Consider the following 19,501-nt stretch of genomic DNA (forward strand, 5'->3'; position numbering starts at 1 on the left):
TTTTAATGAATAAGTATTGGAACGGAGAGTCGGAATACAGGAATGTCGATGCTGAATGGAACGCCATTTTCATCGATCATTTCGTAGTGACCCTGCATGGTGCCCATCGGTGTTTCAATAATCGCACCGCTGGTGTACTGGTACTCTTCGCCAGGGGCGATATGCGGCTGAACGCCCACCACACCTTCGCCCTGGACTTCGGTTTCACGGCCATTGCCGTTGGTGATCAGCCAGTAACGCCCCAACAACTGCACTGGCGCTCGCCCCAGGTTGCGTATGGTTACGGTATAAGAAAAAACGTAACGTTCATTATCAGGTGAAGATTGCGCTTCAATGTAAACACTTTGAACCTGAATACACACTCGGGGCGAATTGATCATCGTTAACTCTCCTGCAAAGACGCGTTCTCCGCCAGATAGTTCGCCATCTGGCAATATTGCGCGACAGAGATATTTTCCGCTCGCATCGCCGGGTCGATGCCCATTCCCGTTAACACCTCAACGCTAAACAGGTTGCCGAGGCTGTTACGAATGGTTTTACGACGCTGGTTAAAGGCTTCGGTGGTGATACGGCTTAACACGCGAACATCTTTAACCGGGTAAGGCATCGTTGCATGAGGAACCAGGCGCACGACGGCGGAATCCACTTTTGGTGGTGGTGTAAAGGCTGATGGCGGTACTTCCAGCACCGGGATCACGTTGCAATAATATTGCGCCATGACGCTTAATCGACCATACGCTTTGCTGTTCGGTCCTGCAACCAGACGATTCACCACCTCTTTTTGCAACATAAAGTGCATGTCGGCAATGGCATCAGTATAGCTAAACAGATGGAACATCAACGGCGTGGAGATGTTATACGGCAGGTTACCGAAAACTCGTAGCGGCTGCCCCATTTTCTCGGCCAGCTCACCGAAGTTAAAGGTCATCGCATCCTGCTGATAAATCGTCAGTTTCGGGCCTAAGAACGGATGCGTTTGCAGACGTGCCGCCAGATCGCGGTCAAGTTCGATGACCGTCAGTTGATCCAGACGTTCGCCGACCGGCTCGGTCAACGCTGCCAGACCGGGGCCGATTTCGACCATCGCCTGACCCTTCTGCGGGTTAATGGCAGAAACAATGCTGTCGATCACGAACTGATCGTTGAGAAAGTTTTGCCCGAAGCGTTTACGGGCTAAGTGGCCCTGGTGGACTCGTTTATTCATTGGGTATTAACAATCATTTTGATGGCGAGATTAAGCGCCGTAATAAAACTGCCGACATCGGCTTTACCACGTCCCGCCAGTTCCAGCGCGGTGCCGTGGTCAACCGATGTGCGAATAAAGGGCAGGCCCAGCGTAATGTTCACACCGCGCCCGAAGCCCTGGTATTTTAGCACGGGAAGCCCCTGATCGTGGTACATCGCCAGCACCGCGTCGGCGTTGTCGAGATATTTAGGCTGAAACAGGGTATCGGCAGGCAAAGGCCCGTTGAGTTTCATCCCCTGCGCCCGTAACTCGTCGAGCACCGGAATAATGGTGTCTATCTCTTCCGTGCCCATATGACCGCCTTCTCCCGCGTGCGGATTAAGGCCGCAGACCAGAATGCGCGGTTCGGCAATACCAAATTTGGTCCGCAAATCGTGATGCAAAATAGCAATCACTTCGTGCAAAAGCGCAGGGGTGATAGCATCTGCGATATCGCGCAGCGGTAAATGGGTCGTTGCCAGCGCCACGCGAAGTTCTTCGGTTGCCAGCATCATCACCACTTTTTTCGCCTGCGAACGCTCTTCGAAAAACTCGGTATGACCGGTAAAGGGAATACCAGCGTCGTTAATGACGCCTTTATGCACGGGGCCGGTAATCAGTGCGGCAAATTCACCGTTCAGACAGCCATCACACGCTCGCGCCAGCGTCTCTACCACGTAATGCCCATTTTCAACCGTTAATTGCCCCGCAGTCACAGGTGATCGTAGCGCGACAGGAAGTAGCGTTAATGTGCCCGCAGTTTGCGGTTGTGCAGGGGAGTCTGGGGAATAAGGGCGGAGAGTAAGCGGCAAACCGAGCATCGCTGCCCGGTCGGTAAGGAGAGTGGCATCGGCACAAACAACCAGTTCGACCGGCCACTCACGCTGTGCAAGCTGGACAACTAAGTCCGGGCCAATCCCGGCGGGTTCGCCGGGAGTGATCACAACACGTTGGGTTTTAACCATTAGTTGCTCAGGATTTTAACGTAGGCGCTGGCGCGTTGTTCCTGCATCCAGCTTGCTGCTTCTTCCGAGAACTTACGGTTCATCAGCATACGATAAGCACGATCTTTCTGCGCAGCGTCGGTTTTATCGACATTACGGGTATCCAGCAGTTCGATTAAATGCCAGCCGAATGAAGAGTGAACCGGTGCACTCATTTGACCTTTATTCAGGCGGGTCAACGCGTCACGGAAGGCCGGATCGAAAATATCTGGCGTTGCCCAGCCAAGATCGCCGCCCTGGTTGGCAGAGCCAGGATCCTGAGAGAACTCTTTCGCTGCGGCAGCAAAAGTTGTTTTACCACTCTTGATGTCCGCTGCAATTTGTTCCAGTTTCACGCGGGCCTGTTCGTCAGTCATGATCGGCGACGGTTTTAGCAGAATATGGCGAGCATGAACTTCGGTCACCGAGATATTTTTGCTTTCGCCGCGCAGGTCGTTAACTTTCAGGATATGGAAGCCAACGCCAGAACGAATCGGACCAACAATATCGCCTTTCTTCGCCGTGCTTAACGCCTGGGCGAAAATTCCCGGCAGTTCCTGAATACGACCCCAGCCCATCTGACCGCCGTTCAGCGCCTGCTGATCGGCAGAGTGAGCGATCGCCAGTTTACCGAAATCAGCGCCGTTACGAGCCTGATCGACAATGGCACGCGCCTGCGTTTCCGCTTCGTTTACCTGCTCAGAAGACGGGTTTTCCGGCAGCGGGATCAGGATGTGGCTTAAGTTCAGCTCAGTGCTGGCATCGTTTTGATTACCGACTTGTTGCGCCAGAGCTTCAACTTCCTGCGGCAGGATGGTGATGCGACGACGCACTTCGTTGTTACGCACTTCAGAGATAATCATCTCTTTGCGGATCTGGTTACGATAGGTGTTGTAGTTCAGACCATCGTAGGCCAGACGGCTGCGCATCTGATCCAGCGTCATATTGTTCTGTTTGGCAATATTGGCAATCGCCTGATCGAGCTGCTCATCGGAGATTTTCACTCCCATTTTCTGCCCCATCTGCAAGAGGATTTGATCCATGATCAAACGCTCCATGATTTGGTGGCGCAGCGTCGCGTCATCAGGAAGTTGCTGCCTTGCCTGGGCGGCATTCATTTTTACCGACTGCATTAATCCATCAACGTCGCTTTCCAGCACGACGCCGTTATTGACGACGGCTGCGACTTTATCGACTACCTGGGGGGCAGCGAAACTGGTATTCGCGATCATCGCGATACCGAGAAGCAGCGTTTTCCAGTTCTTCATACTTTTTCCATTTCAATTAACCGCACTGCGGATTACGTGGTAAATCAACAAATCACAAAGAGTTTTGATACGGCAGAATGTTCGAACGCAGCATCTCTTGCGTACCGAGACCGTAGTTAGAGCTCAGGCCGCGAAGTTCGATGTTAAAGCCGATTGCGTTGTCATATACCGCATGTTGTTTATCGTTATCCCAACCGTTCAGCTTCCGCTCGTAACCGACGCGAATCGCATAGCAGCAGGAGCTGTATTGCACGCCTAACATAGAGTCGGCTTGCTTGTTCGCATTGGTGTCGTAGTAGTAAGCCCCGACAATTGACCAACGATCGGCGATTGGCCAGCTGGCGACTGCGCCTACCTGCGAAATACCGTTTTTGTACTGCTCGGCAGTGGAATAGTACTTAGGCAGCGTAGCCTGAATATATTCCGGGCTGGCGTAACGGTAGTTCAGCTGTACCAGACGGTCTTCATCCCGGCGATATTCAATGCTGGAACTACTGGTCGCCACGTTATCCAGGCGAGTGTCGTACTGAATCCCGCCACGCAGTCCCCAACGTTCGGAAATGCGCCAGTAGGTGTCGCCTGCCCACACCAGTGATCCCGTTTTGTCGTCATTCTCCCATGTTATGTTGTCATCGCCAGTGCGAGACTCCGTGAAATAGTAGATTTGACCAACGGAAATATTAAAACGTTCAACGGCTGCGTCATCATATACGCGAGTTGTGACACCGGTCGTCACCTGGTTAGCAGAAGCAATACGGTCAAGACCACCGTAAGTCCGATCCCGGAAGAGGCCAGAGTAGTCAGATTGCAGCAGAGACGAGTCGTAGTTGTAGATGTCGCTCTGATCGCGATACGGCACATACAAATATTGTGCGCGCGGTTCCAGCGTCTGGGTGTAACCCGGTGCCAGCATTTCCATATCGCGCTCGAAGACCATTTTGCCGTCAACTTTAAATTGCGGCATTACACGGTTAACAGAATCTGCCAACTTATTGTTTTGCGGATTGCTGTTATACCAGTCAAGATTGGTCTGCTGATAGTGCGTCGCCATCAGTTTGGCTTCGGTATTCAGACTACCCCAGTTATTCGACAACGGGAGATTAATCGTCGGTTCAAGGTGCAGACGTGTGGCTTCTGGCATATTGCTATTGGTATTTACAAAATGCACAGCCTGACCATAGATGCGGGTATCAAACGGACCGAGATCGTTATGGTAGTAGTTGACGTCTAACTGCGGTTCAGCGGCGTAGCTGTTGCCACTGTTATCGTCAAAGACCTGGAATTGTTTGGTTGAAAGCGTAGCGTCAAAGTTCTGCACCGCATAGCCAACGCTGAATTTTTGCGTTGCGTAACCATCGGTACTGGAACCATATTTATTATCAAAATCGTTGAAATAGGTCGGGTCGCTGACTTTGGTGTAGTCGATGTTAAAGCGCCAAACCTGGTCCATCACTCCGGAGTGTTGCCAGTAGAACAACCAACGGCGTGAATTGCTATCTTCTGGATGTTCATCTTCATAGACTTTATCCGAAGGCAGATAATCCAGTTCCATCAAGCCTGCGCCTGCCTGGGTGAGATAACGGAATTCGTTCTCCCACATGATGTTGCCACGACGATGCATATAATGCGGCGTGATGGTGGCATCCATATTTGGCGCGATGTTCCAGTAATATGGCAGATAGAACTCAAAGTAGTTGGTGGTGGTGTATTTGGCGTTCGGGATCAAGAAACCAGAACGGCGTTTATCACCCACCGGCAACTGCAAATACGGGCTGTAAAAGATCGGAACCGGACCCACCTTAAAGCGGGCGTTCCAGATCTCCGCAACTTGTTCTTCGCGGTCATGAATAATTTCGCTACCTACCACGCTCCAGGTATCAGAACCTGGCAAACAGGAAGTAAAGCTACCGTTATCCAGAATGGTGTAGCGGTTTTCGCCACGTTGTTTCATCAGGTCCGCTTTACCACGACCCTGGCGACCCACCATCTGGTAATCACCTTCCCAGACGTTGGTATCTTTGGTGTTCAGATTCGCCCAGCCTTTCGGCCCTTTGAGGATCACCTGGTTATCGTCGTAATGGACATTACCGAGCGCATCAACAGTACGTATCGGCTCCGGTTGTCCTGGTGCCTCTTTTTGATGGAGCTGCACTTCGTCGGCCTGCAGACGGCTGTTACCCTGCATGATATCTACGCTGCCAGTAAACACGGCGTCATCGGGGTAATTCCCCTTTGCGTGGTCAGCATTAATCGTCACGGGTAAGTCGTTAGTATCGCCCTGTACCAGAGGACGGTCATAGCTTGGCACGCCCAACATGCACTGTGAGGCGAGGTCGGCTGCCAGTCCCTGTTGACTATAAAGGGCGGTGGCAATCATGGTGGCCAGGAGAGTGGGGATACGTTTTTTCATACGTTGATTTTATTGTTCCATCATCGGTAACGTTGCGCGTGACAAACGGTCAGAGACTAACGTACTCGTCATCTCTACGCTAGTGTTAATCCTGTCCGAATAGCGTCAGTGGTGTTAGGCACGGCATTGAATGACAGGTATGATAATGCAAATTATAGGCGATGTCCCACAATTGACCGCAGCCGGAAAACGGTAAAAGCACCTTTATATTGTGGGAGATAGCCCTGATATCCGTGTGTCGATTTGGGGAATATATGCAGTATTGGGGAAAAATCATAGGCGTGGCCGTGGCCTTACTGATGGGCGGCGGCTTTTGGGGCGTTGTATTAGGTCTGTTAATCGGCCATATGTTTGATAAAGCCCGCAGCCGCAAAATGGCGTGGTTCGCCAACCAGCGCGAGCGTCAGGCGCTGTTTTTTGCCACCACTTTTGAAGTGATGGGGCATTTAACCAAATCCAAAGGACGTGTTACTGAGGCTGATATTCATATTGCCACATTGCTCATGGATCGGATGAATTTACACGGTGCTTCCCGTACTGCGGCGCAAAATGCATTCCGGGTGGGAAAATCAGACAATTACCCGCTGCGCGAAAAGATGCGTCAGTTTCGCAGTGTCTGCTTTGGTCGTTTTGACTTAATTCGTATGTTTCTTGAGATCCAGATTCAGGCCGCATTTGCCGATGGTTCACTGCATCCAAACGAACGGGCGGTGTTGTATGTGATTGCTGAAGAGTTGGGGATCTCCCGCGCCCAGTTTGACCAGTTTCTGCGCATGATGCAGGGCGGAGCGCAATTTGGCGGCGGTTATCAGCAGCAGTCTGGCGGTGGTAACTGGCAGCAAGCGCAGCGTGGCCCGACGCTGGAAGATGCCTGTAACGTGCTGGGCGTGAAGCCGACGGATGATGCAACCACCATTAAACGTGCCTACCGTAAGCTGATGAGCGAACACCATCCCGATAAGCTGGTAGCGAAAGGTTTACCGCCAGAGATGATGGAGATGGCGAAGCAAAAAGCGCAGGAAATTCAGCAGGCGTATGAGCTGATAAAGCAGCAGAAAGGATTTAAATAAGTTTCAGGGCGAGTCAGACATTGTAGGCCGGATGCGGCGTGAACGCCTTATCCGGCCTACCGAACTGCACCAGCGTGACTATTAAAAATCCGCAGGCGCCTTAAACGTCATACTATTGCCATATGCCGGATGGGTAATCGTCAACATCTCTGCATGTAGCAGCAAACGAGGTGCCATCTCCCTGGCTTCTGGTGAAGCATAAAAACGATCGCCGAGAATCGGATGACCCAGCGCCAGCATATGCACACGTAGCTGATGCGAACGTCCGGTAATCGGCTTTAACACCACTCTTGCCGTGTTATCCGCCGCATAATCCACCACTTCATATTCTGTCTGCGCAGGCTTACCCGTTTCGTAACAGACTTTCTGTTTCGGGCGGTTTGGCCAGTCGCAAATCAACGGCAGATCCACCAGACCTTCCGCAGGGGATGGATGCCCCCAGACGCGAGCCACATACTGCTTTTTCGGCTCGCGCTCGCGGAACTGGCGTTTTAATTCCCGTTCCGCCGCTTTGGTCAGCGCCACTACAATCACGCCGCTGGTGGCCATATCCAGACGATGCACCGATTCTGCCTGCGGATAATCACGCTGAATGCGCGTCATCACGCTGTCTTTGTGCTCTTCCTGACGTCCCGGCACAGACAACAAACCGCTCGGCTTGTTGACCACCATAATGTGGTCATCCTGATACAGGATAACCAGCCAGGGTTCCTGCGGTGGATTGTAGTTTTCCATCCCCATTTTCGACTCCGTTACTGATGCGTCACAACGATTAAACGCAGGGCATCCAGACGCCAGCCTGCCTGATCCAGGCTTTCCATCACCTGATGACGGTTGCTCTCAATGGCGGTCAGTTCGTCGTCACGAATGTTCGGGTTCACTGCACGCAGTGCTTCCAGACGCGACAGTTCCGCAGACAGTTTTTCGTCAGCTTCGTTACGCGCCGCATCGATCAGTGCACGGGCAGACTTCTCAATCTGCGCTTCACCCAGTTGCAGGATAGCGTGAACCTCTTGCTGCACGGCGTTAACCAGCTTGCTGCCAGTGTGACGGTTAACCGCGTTAAGCTGACGGTTAAAGGTTTCAAACTCTACCTGTGCCGCCAGGTTGTTGCCGTTTTTATCCAACAGCATACGTACCGGCGTCGGCGGCAGGAAGCGGTTAAGCTGCAACTGCTTCGGCGCTTGTGCTTCAACCACGTAAATCAGCTCCACCAACAGCGTACCTACCGGCAACGCTTTATTTTTCAACAGTGAAATCGTGCTGCTACCGGTATCGCCAGAAAGGATCAGATCCAGCCCGTTGCGGATCAGCGGATGTTCCCAGGTAATAAACTGCGCATCTTCACGCGCCAGCGCCACTTCACGATCAAAGGTGATGGTGATGCCATCTTCCGACAGACCCGGGAAGTCCGGCACCAGCATGTGATCGGACGGTGTCAGCACGATCATGTTGTCGCCGCGATCGTCCTGATTGATACCAATAATATCGAACAGATTCATGGCGAAGGCGATCAGGTTGGTATCGTCATCCTGCTCTTCAATGCTTTCTGCCAGTGCCTGGGCTTTTTCGCCACCGTTGGAGTGGATCTCCAGCAGGCGGTCACGCCCCTGCTCCAGCTGTGCTTTCAGGGCTTCATGCTGCTCGCGGCAGTTTTTGATCAGCTCATCAAAGCCTTCGGTTTGATCGGGTGAAGCCAGATAGTTAATCAGATCGTTATACACGCTGTCGTAAATAGTGCGTCCGGTCGGGCAGGTGTGCTCGAAGGCATCCAGACCCTCGTGATACCAGCGCACCAGCACTGACTGAGCGGTTTTCTCCAGATAAGGTACGTGGATCTGAATATCGTGCGCCTGACCGATACGATCCAGACGACCAATACGCTGTTCCAGCAGGTCTGGGTTGAACGGCAGATCGAACATTACCATGTGGCTGGCGAACTGGAAGTTACGCCCTTCAGAACCGATTTCCGAGCACAGCAGCACTTGTGCGCCGGTATCTTCTTCGGCGAACCATGCGGCTGCGCGGTCACGTTCGATAATCGACATGCCTTCGTGGAACACCGCTGCGCGAATACCTTCACGCTCGCGCAGCACCTGCTCCAGTTGCAGCGCGGTGGCGGCTTTAGCGCAGATCACCAGCACTTTCTGTGAGCGATGGCTGGTCAGATAGCCCATCAGCCACTCAACGCGCGGGTCGAAGTTCCACCAGGTGGCATTATCGCCTTCAAATTCCTGATAAATACGCTCCGGGTAGAGCATATCGCGGGCGCGGTCTTCCGCACTTTTACGTGCGCCCATAATGCCAGACACTTTAATAGCCGTCTGATACTGCGTCGGCAGCGGCAGCTTAATGGTGTGCAGCTCGCGTTTCGGGAAGCCTTTCACACCGTTACGGGTGTTACGGAACAGCACACGGCTGGTGCCGTGGCGATCCATCAGCATCGAAACCAGCTCCTGACGGGCGCTCTGGGCATCTTCGCTGTCGCTGTTTGCTGCTTGCAACAGCGGCTCGATATCCTGTTCGCCGATCATCTCACCGAGCATGTTCAGTTCGTCATTGCTCAGTTTGTTACCTGCCAGCAGCATGGCAACGGCGTCCGCAACCGGACGATAATTTTTCTGCTCTTCAACGAATTGCGCGAAATCGTGGAAACGGTTCGGGTCCAGCAGACGCAGACGGGCGAAGTGGCTTTCCATCCCCAGTTGTTCCGGGGTCGCAGTCAGCAACAGAACGCCAGGCACATGCTCTGCCAGTTGTTCAATGGCCTGATATTCACGGCTTGGTGCATCTTCGCTCCACACCAGGTGGTGCGCTTCGTCGACTACCAGTAGATCCCACTCAGCTTCACAGAGATGTTCCAGACGCTGTTTGCTGCGACGGGCAAAATCCAGCGAGCAAATCACCAGCTGTTCGGTGTCGAACGGGTTGTAGGCATCGTGCTGGGCTTCGGCGTAACGCTCATCATCAAACAGGGCAAAGCGCAGGTTGAAACGGCGCAGCATTTCTACCAGCCACTGATGCTGTAAAGTTTCTGGCACGATGATCAATACGCGTTCTGCAGCGCCAGAGAGCAACTGCTGATGCAGGATCATCCCGGCTTCAATGGTTTTCCCTAAACCTACTTCGTCAGCCAGCAGGACGCGCGGCGCATGGCGGCGACCAACATCATGAGCGATGTTGAGCTGGTGCGGGATCAGGCTGGTACGCTGACCGCGCAGGCCGCTGTACGGCATACGGAACTGTTCGCTGGAATACTTACGTGCGCGATAACGCAGCGCAAAGCGATCCATACGGTCGATCTGCCCGGCAAACAGGCGGTCTTGCGGTTTGCTGAACACCAGTTTGCTATCAAGGAAAACTTCGCGCAGGGGCACGCCGGCTTCTTCAGTATCCAGGCGAGTACCGATATAGGTCAGCAAGCCATTTTCTTCTTTTACTTCTTCGACTTGCATCTGCCAGCCGTCGTGGCTGGTAATGGTATCACCAGGGTTGAACATCACGCGGGTCACGGGGGAATCACTGCGTGCGTACAGACGGTTTTCACCAGTAGATGGGAAAAGCAGAGTGACAGTTCGCGCATCCACCGCGACAACGGTTCCAAGTCCCAATTCGCTTTCTGTATCGCTGATCCAGCGTTGACCAAGTGTAAAAGGCATATGTGTTCGGCTCTATATCTTTAATTGCAGGCAATAACTACCCGCTACCGGGCTTATGTGGTAGTGGCGTTATTCAGGTCCAGGAATGGAAAGGGCGCTATGGTACTGGATGGCAAAGGATTCGTCACGCATCAAAATGGTATCTGGCGAACTCTTTTTTTTGCTCAAAATAGCCCAAGTTGCCCGGTCATAAGTGTAGCAAAATTATCCTCAATAAAGGGGAGTATTCCTTCCGCCACCGGTTGAAGCTGGCGAGTCAGATAGTGTTCGTAATCCAGCGGTGAACGTTGATAGTCCAGCGGCTCCGGGCCGTTAGTGGTCCAGACATATTTAATGGTGCCACGGTTCTGATATTGCAAGGGGCGTCCGCGCTTTTGGTTTTCTTCATCGGCAAGCCGGGCGGCGCGTACATGAGGCGGCACATTACGCTGATATTCGCTCAGTGGGCGGCGAAGGCGTTTACGGTAAACCAGCCGTGCATCCAGTTCACCTGCCATCAGTTTGTCGATGGTTTCGCGGATATAATCCTGATATGGCTCGTTGCGAAAGATGCGCAAATACAGCTCCTGCTGAAACTGCTGAGCCAGTGGTGTCCAGTCGGTACGCACGGTTTCCAGCCCTTTAAACACCATCCGCTGCTTGTCGCCCTCCTGAATCAGTCCGGCGTATCGCTTCTTACTGCCGGTATCGGCTCCGCGAATAGTTGGCATCAGAAAACGGCAGAAATGAGTTTCATACTCCAGTTCCAGCGCACTGGTCAGCCGTTGTTTTTGCAGCGTTTCCGCCCACCAGGCGTTAACGTGCTGTACCAGTGCGCGACCGATTTTCGCCGCCTCTTCTTCGCAATGAGCGCCTTTCAGCCAGACAAACGTTGAGTCGGTATCACCATAGATCACGTCATAGCCTTGCGCTTCAATTAACGCTTTGGTTTGCCGCATGATCTGATGACCACGCATGGTGATCGACGACGCCAGGCGCGGATCGAAGAAGCGGCAGGCGGTCGTACCAAGCACGCCATAAAAGGCATTCATGATGATTTTCAGTGCCTGCGACAGCGGCTTATTGCCCTGACGTTTGGCTTCATCGCGCCCGTGCCAGATGTTAGTCACAATCTCCGGCAGGCAATGTTTTTCCCGCGAGAACCAGGCTTCGAGAAAACCTTCGGTACTGTGCTCTGGATCGGGCTGCGCCATGCCTTCCACCAGCCCGACGGGATCAATCAGAAAGGTGCGGATGATCGATGGGTACAGGCTTTTGTAGTCCAGCACCAGCACCGAATCATACAGCCCTGGTCGCGAATCCATCACGTAGCCGCCAGGGCTGGCGTGCGGTGGAACTTCGCCGAGATTGGGCGCGACATATCCGGCGCGATGCATTCGCGGGAAATAGAGATGACCAAACGCCGCCACCGAACCACCGTGGCGGTCTACCGGCAGGCCGTTAACCGTCGCCCGTTCGAGCAAAAACGGCATGATTTCGGTTTTGTGGAAGATCTGCGTCACCAGCTCGCAATCTTTCAGGTTATAAGTTGCCAGCGCAGGTTTATCTTCGGCGAAACGGCGGTCAATTTCGTCCATTCGATCCCACGGGTTATCGATAGATTTTCCTTCGCCTAATAGCTCCTGAGCGACGGTTTCCAGCGAGAATGAAGAGAAATTCCAGAACGCGGATTTCAGCGCCTCGATACCGTCGATAATTAGTCGACCTTTAGCCTGGGCAAAAAAGACGCCGTTTTTAAAGCCGTGCTCGCGCCACTCCAGCTCACTGTTATCGCGCCCCAGCCGCAGCGGAATACGATAACGCTCGGCATGTTTTTGCAGCATTCGCAGATCGAACTGCACCACGTTCCAGCCGATGATCACATCGGGATCGTGGTTTGCAAACCAGGCGTTGAGTTTTTCCAGCAGTTGCGGACGGCTGGCGACGTACTCCAGTTCGAAATCAAGTGAGGAAGCGTCGCCATTCTCTGGCCCCAGCATATAAACGATGCGCTGCCCGCAACCTTCCAGGCCGATACAGTACAGCTCGCCGTGACGGGTGGTTTCAATATCTATAGAGACCCACTTGAGCGGCGGGCGGTAGTCGGGATGCGGTTTCAGACGGGCATTAACGATAGCGCCATCACGCAAATCACCCTCGACCCACACCGGAGCGGTAATAAACCGCTCCATCAGATAGCGTTCAGGCGGGCGCACATCGGCCTCGTAAACGGTAACGCCACTTTCACGCAGGCGCTTCTCGTAATTCATCAACTGGCGATGGGCGCGACAGTAAAGGCCATACACCGGCTGACGGTGAAAATCCTTTAACGCCAGCGGCGTCAGGCGAAAACCTTGCTCGCCACGTAAAATTTGTTGAGCGCGGGGAACGTGATCGGCAGGAATAAACGCCACGGACTCTTGCGGCGCAAGCGTAACCTGCAACGGCCCGTTGTCCGTCGCTAACCAAAAGGAAACTTCGGTTCCTTGCGGGGTATCCCGCCAGTGTCGGGTTAAGATAAAACCTGCCTGCGCCACGTTGAAAATCCAATAAAAAACCAGGCTTGAGTATAGCCTGGTTTTGGTTGACTGGCTGTGGTTTTATACAGTCATTACTGGCCGTAATAGGCTTTTGCGCCATGCTTACGCAGATAGTGCTTATCCAGCAACGTTTGTTGCATATCCGGTAACTGCGGCGCTAACTGGCGGCAGAAAATCCCCATATAAGCGACTTCTTCCAGCACGATGGCGTTGTGCACCGCATCTTCGGCATTTTTACCCCACGCAAATGGACCGTGAGAATGCACCAGTACGCCTGGCATTTGCGCCGCGTCGATCCCCTGTTTTTTGAAAGTTTCAACGATGACGTTACCGGTTTCCCACTCATATTCACCGTTGATTTCCGCATCGGTCATTTTACGCGTACAGGGAATGGTGCCGTAGAAATAGTCGGCGTGGGTGGTGCCGGTTGCCGGAATCGACTGACCTGCCTGCGCCCAGATGGTGGCGTGGCGGGAGTGCGTATGCACAATGCCGCCAATGGACGGGAATGCCTGATAGAGCAACCGGTGAGTTGGCGTGTCGGAGGAGGGTTTTTTCTTGCCTTCAACCACTTCACCGGTTGCGATACTGACCACGACCATATCGTCGGCGGTCATGGTGCTGTAATCGACGCCGGAAGGTTTGATCACAAAGACGCCGCGCTCGCGATCAACGGCGCTGACGTTGCCCCAGGTCAGCGTGACCAGGTTGTGTTTTGGCAGCGCCAGATTGGCTTCTAATACCTGACGTTTGAGATCTTCTAACATGTTAACTCCTTCGTGCCAGATGCGCTTTGCTTATCCGGCTTACAAAATCGCAGCATGTAGGCCTGATAAGACGCGCCTGCGTCGCATCAGGCGCTGAATGCCGGATGCGCTTTGCTTATCCGGCCTACAAAATTGCAGCGCGTAGGCCTGATAAGACGCATCAGCGTCGCATCAGGCGCTGAATGCCGAATGTGTTTTTCTTATCCGGCCTACAAAATCTCAGCGCGTAGGCCTGATAAGACGCGCCAGCGTCGCATCAGGCGTTGAAAGCCCGATGCGGCTAATTAGCGACGAAATCCGTAATACACTTCGTTCCAGCGCAGCGCGTCTTTAAACGCTGGCAGGCGGGTGTCGTTATCAATCACCGTGATTTCAATGTCGTGCATCTCGGCGAACTGGCGCATATCGTTGAGGTTCAGCGCATGGCTGAAGACGGTATGGTGCGCGCCACCAGCGAGGATCCACGCTTCGGAAGCAGTTGGCAGATCCGGCTGTGCTTTCCACAACGCATTCGCTACCGGCAGTTTCGGCAGGGAGTGCGGGGTTTTCACCGTGTCGATGCAGTTAACCAGCAGACGATAACGATCGCCGAGATCAATCAGGCTGGCGACAATGGCCGGACCGGTTTGGGTGTTGAAGATCAGGCGGGCAGGATCGTCTTTACCGCCAATGCCAAGGTGCTGAACGTCGAGGATCGGTTTCTCTTCTGCGGCGATCGACGGGCAGACTTCCAGCATATGGGAGCCGAGCACCAGGTCATTACCTTTCTCGAAGTGATAGGTGTAGTCTTCCATAAAGGAAGTGCCGCCCTGCAGACCGGTTGACATCACCTTCATGATGCGAAGCAGGGCGGCAGTTTTCCAGTCGCCTTCGCCCGCAAAGCCGTAGCCCTGCTGCATCAGACGCTGTACGGCCAGACCAGGAAGCTGTTTCAGACCGTGCAAATCTTCAAAGGTGGTGGTGAACGCGTGGAAGCCACCTTGTTCCAGGAAACGCTTCATCCCCAGCTCAATACGTGCCGCTTCCAGCACGTTCTGCCGTTTTTCGCCGTGGATTTGTGTGGCAGGCGTCATGATGTAGCTGCTTTCATACTCATCGACCAGCGCGTTAACATCGCCATCGCTGATGGAGTTCACCACCTGCACCAGATCGCCAACCGCCCAGGTATTCACCGAGAAACCGAACTTGATCTGTGCGGCAACTTTATCGCCGTCAGTGACCGCCACTTCACGCATGTTATCGCCAAAACGGCAGACTTTCAGATGACGGGTATCCTGTTTAGAGACCGCCTGGCGCATCCAGGAGCCGATACGCTCATGCGCTTGTTTATCCTGCCAGTGACTGGTAACGACGGCATGTTGCTGACGCATACGCGCGCCGATGAAGCCGAACTCGCGGCCGCCGTGCGCGGTCTGGTTCAGGTTCATAAAGTCCATGTCGATGCTGTCCCACGGCAGCGCCGCGTTGAACTGGGTGTGGAATTGCAGCAACGGTTTGTTGAGCATGGTCAGGCCGTTGATCCACATTTTTGCCGGGGAGAAGGTGTGCAGCCACACCACCAGACCGGCGCAACGATCGTCGTAATTGGCGTCGCGGCAAATTGCGGTGATTTCATCCGGCGTGGTGCCCAGCGGTTTCAGCACCAGTTTGCAGGGCAGTTTCGCTTCTGTATTTAGCGCATTAACAACGTGCTCGGCATGTTGGGTGACCTGACGCAGGGTTTCCGGGCCATACAGATGCTGGCTACCAATGACAAACCACACTTCATAATTATCAAAAATCGTCATTTTCGTGTCCTTATAGAGTCGGAACGGCCTGGGCAGCCTGTGCCGGGGCGGAAGTTGGAAGATAGTGTTGTTCGGCGCTCATCGCCCATTGCTGATAGCGGCGATAAAGCTGTTCAAAGCGTTGTGCCTGTTCGCTGCGCGGTTGCAGGGTTTTCTCTACCGCACTGGCCATTTTTTGCTGTGCTGATGGGATGTCTGCGTGCACTTTTGCGGCGACGGCAGCGAAAATTGCCGCACCGAGCGCACAGCACTGGTCAGAGGCAACAATTTGCAGCGGGCGATTCAGCACGTCGCAGCAGGCCTGCATAATGACCTGGTTTTTCCGCGCGATGCCGCCCAGCGCCATCACGTTATTGACGGCGATTCCCTGATCGGTGAAGCACTCCATGATTGCGCGTGCGCCAAAGGCGGTGGCGGCAATCAAACCGCCGAACAGCAGCGGAGCGTCGGTAGCGAGGTTCAGATCTGTAATCACCCCTTTCAGGCGTTGGTTCGCGTTCGGTGTGCGACGACCGTTAAACCAGTCGAGCACCACCGGCAGGTGATCCAGAGAAGGATTTTTGGCCCACGCCTCGGTCAGCGCCGGAAGCAGTTGTTTTTGGCTGGCGTTGATTTGCTCTTTCAGTTCCGGATATTGGGCGGCGAGCTGTTCCAGAGGCCAGCCGAGTACGCGACCAAACCAGGCGTAGATATCACCAAATGCCGACTGACCTGCTTCCAGACCGATAAATCCAGGCACCACGCTGCCATCAACCTGGCCGCAAATGCCTTTCACCGCGCGTTCGCCGACGCTGTGTTTGTCGGCAATCAGAATGTCGCAGGTGGACGTGCCGATAACTTTTACCAGCGTGTTAGGCTGTGCACCCGCGCCGACCGCGCCCATATGGCAGTCAAACGCGCCGCCGGAAATCACAACGCTTTCAGGCAAACCGAGACGCTGCGCCCATTCCGGGCATAAGGTGCCCACCGGAATATCGGCAGTCCAGGTGTCAGTGAACAACGGGGAAGGTAAATGACGGTTGAGGATCGGATCCAGCTCATCAAAGAAACTGGCTGGTGGCAGGCCACCCCAGCTTTCATGCCACAGTGATTTATGCCCGGCGCTGCAACGTCCGCGACGAATATTCTGCGGGCGCTTGGTGCCGGAAAGCAGGGCAGGAACCCAGTCGCACAGCTCAATCCACGATGCGGCAGATTGCGCAACGGCGCTGTCCTGACGGGTAACGTGGAGAATTTTCGCCCAGAACCATTCGCTGGAATAAATACCGCCAATATAGCGAGAATAGTCAACTTTGCCCGGTGCATGACACAGGCGAGTGATCTCTTCTGCTTCTTCAACCGCTGTGTGGTCTTTCCACAATACGAACATCGCGTTCGGGTTTTCGGCAAACTCCGGGCGCAGCGCCAGCACGTTGCCGTCGGCGTCGATTGGCGCAGGCGTGGATCCGGTGCTGTCCACGCCAATACCGACCACTTCAGCCCGTTGTTCGGCGCTAAGCTCTGCCAGTACGGTTTTCAGCGCCGCTTCCATTGACTCAATGTAGTCACGCGGATGATGACGGAACTGGTTATTCGGGCCGTCACAATATTGCCCTTTTTGCCAGCGGGGATACCACTCTACGCTGGTGGCGATCTCTTCACCGGTGGCGCATTCCACCGCCAAAGCTCGCACAGAATCACTGCCAAAATCGAGGCCAATTGCAATCGCCATCGTTTCACTCCATCCAAAAAAACGGGTATGGAGAAACAGTAGAGAGTTGCGATAAAAACAGTCAGGCAGTATTCGCTAATCTTATGGATAAAAATGCTATTGCATAGCAAAGTGTGACGCCGTGCAAATAATCAATGTGGACTTTTCTGCCGCGATTATAGACACTTTTGTTACGCGTTTTTGTCATGGCTTTAGTCCCTCCTTGTTACAAAATGCTTTTCACAAGCGGGGTTGTCGGTTGGATTAGTGAAGATAGCCCACCAGAGACGCAATGCTGATGATGTTTAATGCAATATGGACAATTGGTTTCTTCTCTGATTGGCGGGAGTATGAAAAGTATGGCTGAAGCGCAAAATGATCCCCTGCTGCCGGGTTACTCGTTTAACGCCCATCTGGTGGCGGGTTTAACGCCGATTGAGGCCAACGGTTATCTCGATTTTTTTATCGACCGACCGCTGGGAATGAAAGGCTATATTCTCAACCTCACCATTCGTGGACAGGGTGTGGTGAAAAATCAGGGACGAGAATTTGTCTGCCGGCCGGGCGATATTTTGCTGTTCCCTCCGGGCGAAATTCATCATTACGGTCGTCATCCGGAGGCTCGTGAATGGTATCACCAGTGGGTTTACTTTCGTCCGCGCGCCTACTGGCACGAATGGCTTAACTGGCCGTCGATATTTGCCAATACCGGTTTCTTTCGCCCGGACGAAGCGCACCAGCCGCATTTCAGCGACTTGTTCGGGCAAATCATTAATGCCGGGCAAGGGGAAGGGCGCTATTCGGAGTTGCTGGCGATAAATCTTCTTGAGCAATTGTTACTGCGGCGCATGGAAGCGATAAATGAGTCGCTCCATCCGCCAATGGATAATCGGGTACGCGAGGCTTGTCAGTACATTAGCGATCACCTGGCGGACAGCAATTTTGATATCGCCAGCGTCGCGCAGCATGTTTGCCTGTCGCCGTCGCGTCTGTCGCATTTGTTCCGCCAGCAGTTAGGAATTAGCGTCTTAAGCTGGCGCGAGGATCAACGCATTAGTCAGGCGAAGCTGCTTTTGAGCACCACCCGGATGCCTATCGCCACAGTCGGGCGCAATGTTGGCTTTGATGATCAACTCTATTTCTCGCGGGTATTTAAAAAATGTACCGGGGCGAGTCCGAGTGAGTTCCGTGCCGGTTGTGAAGAAAAAGTGAATGATGTAGCTGTCAGGTTGTCATAACTGGTAACGAATCAGACAATTGATGGCTTGACGGAGTGGCAATGGGTTTGCAGAATCCCTGCTTCGTCCCTTTGACAGGCACATTATGCAAGCATTGCTGGAACACTTTATTACCCAATCCACCGTGTACTCATTGATGGCGGTGTTATTGGTGGCTTTTCTGGAGTCGCTGGCGCTGGTCGGGTTGATTCTACCCGGTACGGTGCTGATGGCGGGGCTGGGGGCGCTGATTGGCAGTGGCGAGTTAAGTTTCTGGCACGCCTGGCTGGCAGGGATCATTGGCTGCCTGATGGGCGACTGGATCTCCTTCTGGCTGGGCTGGCGTTTTAAAAAGCCGTTGCATCGCTGGTCATTTCTGAAGAAAAACAAAGCACTACTCGATAAAACCGAACATGCGCTGCATCAGCACAGCATGTTCACCATTCTGGTCGGTCGTTTTGTCGGCCCGACGCGTCCGCTGGTGCCAATGGTGGCGGGGATGCTGGATCTGCCGGTGGCGAAATTTATCACGCCAAATATTATCGGCTGTTTGTTGTGGCCGCCGTTTTACTTCCTGCCGGGGATTCTGGCGGGCGCGGCGATTGATATTCCCGCCGGGATGCAGAGCGGCGAGTTTAAGTGGTTGTTGCTGGCGACGGCGGTGTTTTTGTGGGTTGGCGGCTGGCTGTGTTGGCGGTTATGGCGCAGCGGCAAAGCAACTGACCGTTTAAGTCATTATTTGTCGCGTGGTCATTTGTTGTGGCTGACACCGTTGATATCTACCACTGGCGTGGTGGCGCTGGTGGTGTTAATTCGCCATCCGTTGATGCCGGTGTATATCGATATTTTGCGGAAAGTGGTTGGGGTTTAGGGGATAGTTTTGTGCGGGGCGTCTGATGCGACGCT

At 53.7% G+C, this 19,501-nt stretch carries 14 protein-coding genes; 3 read left to right on the forward strand and 11 right to left on the reverse strand.

Annotated elements, in window-relative coordinates:
- Positions 1-2: 2 nt before the first annotated feature.
- The 5 genes from apaG to lptD are packed head-to-tail and all read right to left on the reverse strand — an operon-like array spanning position 3 to position 5,886.
- On the reverse strand, positions 3-380 hold the full coding sequence (apaG, locus tag WES_RS17570; protein ID WP_000610905.1) for a Co2+/Mg2+ efflux protein ApaG: 378 nt from the start codon (positions 378-380) through the stop codon (positions 3-5).
- A 2-nt stretch (positions 381-382) separates the two neighbouring features.
- Positions 383-1,204: a 16S rRNA (adenine(1518)-N(6)/adenine(1519)-N(6))-dimethyltransferase RsmA gene (rsmA, locus tag WES_RS17565; RefSeq protein ID WP_001042779.1), complete on the reverse strand. Its 822-nt coding sequence runs from the start codon at positions 1,202-1,204 to the stop codon at positions 383-385.
- Positions 1,201-2,190 (reverse strand): 4-hydroxythreonine-4-phosphate dehydrogenase PdxA, encoded by a 990-nt coding sequence (gene pdxA, locus WES_RS17560; RefSeq protein ID WP_016159401.1) that lies wholly within the window; start codon positions 2,188-2,190, stop codon positions 1,201-1,203. Before pdxA ends, rsmA begins: the two co-directional genes overlap by 4 nt.
- Positions 2,190-3,476, reverse strand: a complete 1,287-nt coding sequence (gene surA, locus WES_RS17555; protein WP_000800488.1) for a peptidylprolyl isomerase SurA — start codon at positions 3,474-3,476, stop codon at positions 2,190-2,192. The genes pdxA and surA overlap by 1 nt, the downstream gene beginning before the upstream one ends.
- A 52-nt stretch (positions 3,477-3,528) precedes the next feature.
- The gene (gene lptD, locus WES_RS17550) at positions 3,529-5,886 is read right to left on the reverse strand and encodes an LPS assembly protein LptD (RefSeq protein WP_000746181.1); all 2,358 of its coding nucleotides are present in this window, start codon (positions 5,884-5,886) and stop codon (positions 3,529-3,531) included.
- A gap of 254 nt (positions 5,887-6,140) precedes the next feature.
- On the opposite strand from lptD, the gene djlA reads away from it, so the two are divergent.
- Entirely contained in the window at positions 6,141-6,956 is an 816-nt protein-coding gene (djlA, locus tag WES_RS17545) for a co-chaperone DjlA (RefSeq protein ID WP_001200584.1), read from the forward strand.
- A gap of 81 nt (positions 6,957-7,037) precedes the next feature.
- Here the strand turns inward: djlA and rluA are convergent, their stop codons facing one another.
- The 6 genes from rluA to araB all read right to left on the reverse strand — a co-directional run bounded on the left by rluA (position 7,038) and on the right by araB (position 17,399).
- Complete coding sequence (gene rluA, locus WES_RS17540) at positions 7,038-7,697, reverse strand: bifunctional tRNA pseudouridine(32) synthase/23S rRNA pseudouridine(746) synthase RluA (RefSeq protein WP_016159400.1); 660 nt, start codon at positions 7,695-7,697, stop codon at positions 7,038-7,040.
- A gap of 11 nt (positions 7,698-7,708) precedes the next feature.
- The gene (gene rapA, locus WES_RS17535; RefSeq protein ID WP_016159399.1) at positions 7,709-10,615 is read right to left on the reverse strand and encodes an RNA polymerase-associated protein RapA; all 2,907 of its coding nucleotides are present in this window, start codon (positions 10,613-10,615) and stop codon (positions 7,709-7,711) included.
- Positions 10,616-10,779: 164 nt separating this feature from the next.
- The gene (polB, locus tag WES_RS17530; RefSeq protein ID WP_016159398.1) at positions 10,780-13,131 is read right to left on the reverse strand and encodes a DNA polymerase II; all 2,352 of its coding nucleotides are present in this window, start codon (positions 13,129-13,131) and stop codon (positions 10,780-10,782) included.
- 74 nt (positions 13,132-13,205) lie between these two features.
- Positions 13,206-13,901, reverse strand: a complete 696-nt coding sequence (gene araD, locus WES_RS17525) for an L-ribulose-5-phosphate 4-epimerase (protein WP_016159397.1) — start codon at positions 13,899-13,901, stop codon at positions 13,206-13,208.
- Positions 13,902-14,185: 284 nt separating this feature from the next.
- A complete protein-coding gene (gene araA / locus WES_RS17520; protein ID WP_016159396.1) occupies positions 14,186-15,688 on the reverse strand; it encodes an L-arabinose isomerase in 1,503 nt (500 codons plus the stop codon).
- 10 nt (positions 15,689-15,698) lie between these two features.
- On the reverse strand, positions 15,699-17,399 hold the full coding sequence (araB, locus tag WES_RS17515) for a ribulokinase (protein ID WP_016159395.1): 1,701 nt from the start codon (positions 17,397-17,399) through the stop codon (positions 15,699-15,701).
- 338 nt (positions 17,400-17,737) lie between these two features.
- On the opposite strand from araB, the gene araC reads away from it, so the two are divergent.
- Positions 17,738-18,616 carry an arabinose operon transcriptional regulator AraC gene (gene araC, locus WES_RS17510; protein ID WP_016159393.1) on the forward strand — a complete coding sequence of 293 codons (879 nt, stop codon included), beginning with the start codon at positions 17,738-17,740 and terminating at the stop codon, positions 18,614-18,616.
- Between the two features lie 85 nt (positions 18,617-18,701).
- Positions 18,702-19,466 (forward strand): DedA family protein, encoded by a 765-nt coding sequence (locus tag WES_RS17505; RefSeq protein WP_016159392.1) that lies wholly within the window; start codon positions 18,702-18,704, stop codon positions 19,464-19,466.
- Positions 19,467-19,501 lie beyond the last annotated feature (35 nt).

Source organism: Escherichia sp. KTE31 (assembly GCF_000407925.1).
GTDB lineage: Bacteria > Pseudomonadota > Gammaproteobacteria > Enterobacterales > Enterobacteriaceae > Escherichia > Escherichia ruysiae.